This is a genomic window from Pseudomonas sp. Pseusp97 (assembly GCF_047304025.1).
Lineage (GTDB): Bacteria > Pseudomonadota > Gammaproteobacteria > Pseudomonadales > Pseudomonadaceae > Pseudomonas.
Window position 1 is genome coordinate 25,445 of sequence record NZ_JBGLYK010000041.1, and the last position, 6,541, is coordinate 31,985.

Genomic DNA, 6,541 nt, shown 5'->3' on the forward strand with positions numbered 1-6,541 from the left:
GCACGGGGCATAGCCCCTCCCGCGCGAAACGGATGGCCGTGGATGTGAGACGTGATTGCCCGCGAGCGGGCTGTCAGGCCGGAGCTGCTCCGGTGGTCAATGGCAGGGCGGGCTCTGCGGCCCATTCCTGCAGCGAGCCGTCGTAGATCGCGACCCGCGTTTCCCCGGCCAGCGTCAGCGCCAGGGCGAGGGCGGCGGCGGAGATGCCGCCGCCGCAGTACAGCAGCAAGGGAGGTTCGGCCTGGCGTAGCCCGGCAAGGGCCTCGTCCAGTGCCGCGCCGCGCCGGTAACAGCCGTCATCATCGAACAGGCTGCGGGCGGGCAGATTACGGCTGCCGGGGATGTGCCCACGGCGGGCGTAACGGGTGACGGCGCTGCCGTCGAACAGGGCAGCGGAGAGGGCGCAGACCAGTGTGCCGGCCGCGTCGCCCGCCACGACTTTCTCGACGTCGTGGCGCTCGATCCAGAAGCCGTCGCGGTACTTCGCCGCGACCGATAGCGTCGCGTTTCCGGCCTCGGAGGATTCGCCTTGCTCCAGCGCAAAACCGGCGGCGCTCCACGCCTGCAGGCCACCATCGAGCACCGCTGCGTCGATTCCCAGGCTGCGCAGCATCCACCACAGGCGCGCGGCCCAGAAGCTGTCGCTGCGGTCGTAGATCACGATCAGCGAATCGTCCCGGATGCCCAGCTTCTGCAAGGCATCCAGCGCCGCTGGCGCCTCCGGCAGGGCGAAGCTGAAGGGCGCAGCGGCATCCGCCAGATCGCCCAGCAGGTCGGCATGCCGCGCGCCACGAATGTGCCCGGCGAGCCAACCGGCATGGCCGCTCTGCACGCGGTAATCGCCGTCGAACTGCGGGGCGGCCAGTTCGACGCTGGCATCCAGCAGGCACAGGCGCGGATCGTCCAGCGTGTAGGCGAGCTCTTTAGCGCTGATCAGAATGTCGCTCATCTCAATCCACCTTTGTCGCCAGTTGGCGGATATGGTCCAGCAGGCGCTGGCCTTCGTTGCCGAGGAACCAGCGGGTGTGGCCGATCAGGTAGTTGTCGTAGGCCAGCGAAGCGCTCTCGGCCGAACCGAGGATGCCGTGGAAGTAGATGACCTCGGACAGCGCGAAGTCCGCATGCACCAGCGGCAGCAGGGCGGCCAGCGCGAGCAGGTCATCGCGGCTCAGCGGGCGCACGCTGGCGTAGCCCTCCAGCAGCGCGTCAAGGGCGTCGAGGTCGGCCTCGGCGGCGCGGCCCTGGTCCAGTTCCAGCCAGGGCACGAGGTTGCGTTCGATGGCGGTGGCCAGGTCGAACAGCGCGAAGCTGCGGTCGCTCAAGCCGAAGTCCAGCACCGAGACCACCTGTGCCTGCGGGCTGTCCTCGCTCCACAGCAGGTTGGAGGCGTGCCAGTCGTTGTGGGTCCATAGCGCCGGTTGGCGCTGCAGGTAGGGCAGCAGCTCGCGTTGCAGCGGCAGGTGCAGCTCGCCCAGGCTTTCCTTCCACGGGCGCGCCTGCAGGTACTCGGCGAGGGCGGGCGCCTGGGGAAAGGTCGCCTCGATGGCGGCGAGCGGGTCCGCCGCGCCGAACAGGTTCAGGTTGCTGAGCAGCACGCCGGCACGCCGCGATGGCGCATCGAAGCCTTCGGCGGCGCGGTGCAGTTTCGCCAGCGCGGCGCCGGCGGCGAAGGCATGGGCGTTGTGCTGGAAGGGCGTCCAGGACAGCGCGTCGCGGTAAAGATCCAGGCCTTCGGCCTTCTCATGGACTTCATAGGTCCAGCCGTCCCGTTCGATGGCGCTGCGGCCATGGCGATCGCGCAGTACCCGGGCGACCGGTGCGCCGCGGCGGGCCAGGTGATCGAGGAAGGCGTGCTCTTCCGCCAGCCAGTCAGCCGTACGCACGCTGGGATGATGGCGTTTGACGAACAGCGGGCCGCTGGCGGTTTCCACCAGTGCGGCGGCGGAAAAGGGCCGGGGGCTGTGCCAGCTCAGGCGGGCATTGGCGCCGGCCTGTGGGAAGTCCGCCAGCAGGGCGGCGACTTCCGCTTCGGTCAGCGCCGGCCAGTCGGCTTCCACCGGCTCCAGGCCCATGCCGTGGCTCAGGCGTTTGGTCATGCAGGGGTCTCCACTTGCCAGGCATTGCTGGTGGCGCCGCGCCAGATTTCCGGGTCGCGCAGCACACCGTATTCATGCAGCCACTGGGCGTAGGGCTGCAGCAGTTCTTCGCGCTGCTCGCCCCAGCGGCCCTGATGCAGCCAGCTGGGTGCGATGCGCCGCAGGGATTCTGCCAGCATCTCGCGGGGAAAGTAGGGAATGGTGCGTTCATAGACCGGCAGCGCAGCCTCGGGCTCGGCCGCCGCCGCGAGGAATCCGCGTGCAGTGACGGCGAGGAAGCGCCGGGCGATGTCCGCATTGGCGTCCAGCCAGTCTTCGCGGGCGCCCAGCAGATAGCTGTGGTAGGGCGGCGCGCCGATCTCGTCCACCGGCAGCACCACGCGGCGCTCCTCGGCGATGGCGCTGGGCAGCAGCGCTTCCCAGGCCCAGTAGCCGCCGAAGCTGGCGTCAGCTAGGCCGGCGGCCAGGTCTTCCGGGCGCAGCTCGCGGAAGCCGGCATCGACCAGTTCCACCGCGTCCGGGTCGCCGCCATCGCGGGACACCAGGTGGCGCACCATGGCCAGGCCGCGCGGCGTCGGGTTCAGCGCCAGGCGCTTGCCCTGCAGGTCGCGCGGGCGGCGGATACCGCTGTCGGTGAGGGTCTGGATCGACTCCAGGCCGCGATGGTTGATTGCCGCCACGCCGATCAGCGGCTGGCCCAGTTCGCGACGCACCAGCAGGCGGTTGCTGGGGAATACGCCAAAAGCGGCGGCGCCGCGCGCCAGATGGTCGAGGGTGTCGCCGTGGTAGGGGTCGTGCACCACCAGTTCCACGTCCAGCCCCGCCTCGCGGTACCAGCCGCGTTCACGGGCCAGATAGAAACCGGCCGAATTGGGCCAGGGATGGAAGTATTCGAGCATGACCCGCAAGGCAAACATTGAAGCTTTCTCCGATACGGCCAAGGGCCGGCGACTGCGATGGGCGTATTGAAGAGGAGGATATTTGGTATATACCAATATGAATTTTACTGGTTTTTATAATCCAAAGGAATAAAAAAGCCTCCGCCCGGCTGAGCGGAACCTGCGGGAAAATGGAAATGGCGTTTTTCACCCGGATCGCTCTGGCGCGGGCATTGCGGGTTATGACCTCATGCGATTTGGATATTTATGGTTATAAGAAGTAGCGGATACAGTAGCGGCTCAATCTAAGGCAGGCTGCAAGCAGGACCCATGAGCCAATCACCCTGGGGCGCGACGCCCGTGCTGACCTTGCCGCAGGGCGAGAAGCAGCCGCTGTCCATCCGCGCCAAGGCGCTGGTGTTCTCCGATCCGCGCTCGCGCCAGCTGCTGGAATTCCTCGATCGTGTCGGCCCCAGCGAGGTGCCGGTGCTGATCAACGGCGAGACTGGCACCGGCAAGGAGCTGGTGGCGCGCTACATCCACAGCGCCAGCGGGCGCAAGGGCACATTCGTCGCGGTGAACTGCGGCGCGATCAACGAAAACCTGGCCGAGAGTGAGCTGTTCGGTCACGAGGCCGGCGCCTTTTCCGGCGCCACCGGGCGCCGCGCCGGCTGGTTCGAGGAGGCTGACGGCGGCACCCTGTTCCTCGACGAGATCGGCGACCTGCCGATGCCGCTGCAGGTCAAGCTGCTGCGCGCCCTGCAGGAGCAGGAGATCGTCCGCGTCGGCTCGCGCAAGCCGATCAAGGTGGATATCCGCCTGGTCACCGCCACCAACGTCGACCTGGAGCAGGCGGTGGACGCCGGCAATTTCCGTCTCGACCTGTTCTACCGCATCAACGTCGCCCAGGCCCGCGTGCTGCCCCTGCGCGAGCGCCCGCTGGACATCATGCCGCTGGTGGAACACTTCCGCCGGCTTTACGCCCAGCGCCTGAAGATCGCCGAGCCGATGTTCTCCGAGGCCGCCGTCAGCGCGCTGCTGGACTACGCCTGGCCGGGCAACATCCGCGAGCTGGAGAACGTCGTGCACCTGGCGTTGCTGGTGGCGGGTGAGAAGGTGGTGCGCCCCGAGCACCTGAAGTTTTCCGCCGCGCTGTCCGGGCAGCGGATGGGCTCGACAGCGCCGGCCGGGCTGCCGCAGGAGATCATCCGTGACCAGCTGCAGCGGCTGTTCGAAGTGCCGGGGGAAACCCTGCTGCACGACCTCGAGGACCTGATCGTCCGCGAGTCCTTCGCCCACTGCGGCTTCAACCAGCTGCGCACCGCCGCGCTGCTGGGCATCAGCCGCAATGCCATGCGCACGCTGCTGGTCAACCACGGCCTGCTCAAGGGCCGCGCCAAGGCCTGATCAGTCGCGGCGGCGCAGCAGTGGCAGCAGCTCCTCGCCAAGATGAATCGCCTCTTCCAGATGCGGGTAACCGGAGAGGATGAAGCTGTCCACGCCCAATTGGTGATACTCCTCGATACGCTCGGCGACCTCCGCGTAGCTGCCCACCAGCGCCGTGCCCGCGCCGCCGCGCACCAGGCCGACACCGGCCCAGAGATTCGGCGACACCTCCAGGTCGCGCACGCCATGGGCGCGGCCCTGGGTCAGGCCGATCTGCCGCGATTGCCCCACCGATTCGTATGCCGCCAGTTGCTGCTGGGCACGCTCGATGGCATCGCGTGGAATCTCGTCGAGCAGGCGCCCGACATGGGCCCAGGCCTGCCGCGAATCGGCGGCGGCGAACACATGCAGGCGCAGGCCGAAGCGCAGTTCGCGGCCATGGGCGGCGGCCAGTTCGCGCATGCGCAGGATGCGTTCGCGGATCATCGCCGGCGGCTCGCCCCACATCAGGTAGGTCTGCGCATGGCTGGCGGCGATGCGCTCGGCGACGTCCGAAGCGCCGCCGAAGCAGATCGGCGGTAGCGCGGCCTCGCGCGCAATCGGCACCGGACTGCCGGTGCGGTAGTACCGGCCGTGATGCTCGCGCCCGGCCCAGGTGGCGCGGAACACGTCGAGGAATTCGGCGCTACGGGCGTAGCGCTCGTCGTGTTCGAGGAAGTCGCCCAGGGCGCGCTGCTCGAAACGGCTGGAGCCGCTGACCAGGTGCAGCAGCAGGCGGTTGTCGCTGAGCTGTTGCAGGGTGGCGGCCTTGTGCGCGGTGTAGGCGGGCAGTTCGACGCCGGGGCGCAGGGTCAGCAGGAACTTCAGCCGGCGCACTTCCTGGACCATCAGCGCGACGATCAGCCAGGGGTCTTCGAAGCCGCTGGCGGTGGGAACCATGATGCCGTCGAAGGCCGCCTGCTCGGCGGCGCGCACCACCTGGCGCAGGTAGCCGAGGGTCGGCGCGCGCTCGCCCTGCTGGAACAGCCCGACCTTGGGCAGGCCGCTGCTGGTGAGGTGGTGGCCGTCGCCATTGGTGGGCAGGAACCAGTCGATCTCGATGCTTCTGCGTTTGGGTTCAGCGGCCAATCCGGGTGTCCTTTTCAGCTTCGTCGCGCAGCAGTGGCAGGACCCGTTCGCCGAAGCGCAGGACCTCGCGCACCGCCTGGGGCGCCTGCAGGATGATCTGGTCGAGGCCGACGCCGTGCAGTTCGCGCAGGCGGCCGGCGACCTGGGCGTAGCTGCCCACCAGCACGGGCGTTTCGCCGGGGGCGGGCAGCCACAGGTTGGGGTGGATTTCATGGCGTCGGGCGGGGTGCTCGGCGCGCTCGGCGAGCAGTTCGATCACGCTCGCATCGGCGCGCCGGCGCTTGCCCTTGGCCGGTGCGGCGAAGGCCTGCGCCTGGTTTGCGGCTTCGTCCCAGGCCTGCTCCTCGCTGTCGCGGGCAATGATGCCGAAGCTGGTGACATGGCCCAGCGTGCGGCCTGCGCGGCGTGCAGAAAGGTTGATGCGCTCGATGGTTTCGCCGAGCTGCGCGACGCCGTTGCCCGGTATGAAGCACAGGTCAGCGCGGCTGGCGATGCGTTCGGCGCCCAGACTCTCGTCCAGCAGAAGGGGCGCGGGCGGCAGGTCGCGCAGGCCGAGCCCGGCGTTTTCCAGGTGGAAGTAGCGACCGTTGTGGTCCAGTGGCGTGGCCGGGGCGTGCAGCAGGCGCTGCAGGATGTCGAGGAATTCGTCGATGCGCTCGTGGCGCTGGTCGCGGTTGAGCACCTCGCCGAAGGCCCGGCGCAGGCTGCCGCGGTCGCTGTCCGGCAGGTGCAGGCGCACCCGCCCGGCGGACAGCGATTGCAGGCTTTGCGAGGTTGCCGCCAGCGCGGCCGGGAGCATGGCTTCCGCCGGCAGGCTCAGCGTCAGCCCGAGCCTCCGGGTGTGCGCGCACAACGCCGCGGCGACCATCAGGCTGTCCGGCTGGCTGGGCCCGCCGGGCAGGTAGAGATCGTCGAAGCCGGCGTACTCCAAGGCCTGGGCCAGTTGCACCCATTCCGCCGGCTGCGCCTGCCAGTCCAGCCCGCGCCGGGTGCCGCTGGCGCAGAGCTTCCAGGCGAAGCGCAGGCTCATCCGGCCACCGCGAGCGCCTGGCC

The 6,541-nt window shown here is 68.9% G+C and carries 6 protein-coding genes; 1 reads left to right on the forward strand and 5 read right to left on the reverse strand.

Features of this window, described 5'->3' with window-relative positions; translation table 11 throughout:
* Positions 1-73: 73 nt before the first annotated feature.
* From ACCC94_RS10295 to ACCC94_RS10305, 3 genes are read right to left on the reverse strand one after another with little or no spacing between them, the layout of a single operon-like run.
* Positions 74-949, reverse strand: coding sequence for a sulfurtransferase (locus ACCC94_RS10295; RefSeq protein WP_413349317.1), 876 nt, complete (start codon positions 947-949; stop codon positions 74-76).
* 1 nt (position 950) lies between these two features.
* Positions 951-2,096, reverse strand: a complete 1,146-nt coding sequence (locus tag ACCC94_RS10300) for a phosphotransferase enzyme family protein (protein WP_413349318.1) — start codon at positions 2,094-2,096, stop codon at positions 951-953.
* On the reverse strand, positions 2,093-3,013 hold the full coding sequence (locus ACCC94_RS10305) for an ABC transporter substrate-binding protein (RefSeq protein WP_413349319.1): 921 nt from the start codon (positions 3,011-3,013) through the stop codon (positions 2,093-2,095). The genes ACCC94_RS10300 and ACCC94_RS10305 overlap by 4 nt, the downstream gene beginning before the upstream one ends.
* Positions 3,014-3,304: 291 nt before the next feature.
* Here ACCC94_RS10305 and ACCC94_RS10310 point away from each other — a divergent pair, with 291 nt between their 5' ends.
* The gene (locus tag ACCC94_RS10310) at positions 3,305-4,381 is read left to right on the forward strand and encodes a sigma-54 interaction domain-containing protein (RefSeq protein ID WP_413349320.1); all 1,077 of its coding nucleotides are present in this window, start codon (positions 3,305-3,307) and stop codon (positions 4,379-4,381) included.
* Here ACCC94_RS10310 and ACCC94_RS10315 read toward each other — a convergent pair whose 3' ends face one another.
* Both ACCC94_RS10315 and ACCC94_RS10320 read right to left on the reverse strand, forming a co-directional pair.
* Positions 4,382-5,488 (reverse strand): LLM class flavin-dependent oxidoreductase, encoded by a 1,107-nt coding sequence (locus ACCC94_RS10315; protein WP_413349322.1) that lies wholly within the window; start codon positions 5,486-5,488, stop codon positions 4,382-4,384. It abuts the gene before it with no gap.
* Positions 5,478-6,541: LLM class flavin-dependent oxidoreductase (locus tag ACCC94_RS10320; protein WP_413349324.1), on the reverse strand; the 1,064-nt coding region annotated here is incomplete at its 5' end. The genes ACCC94_RS10315 and ACCC94_RS10320, both read right to left, overlap by 11 nt.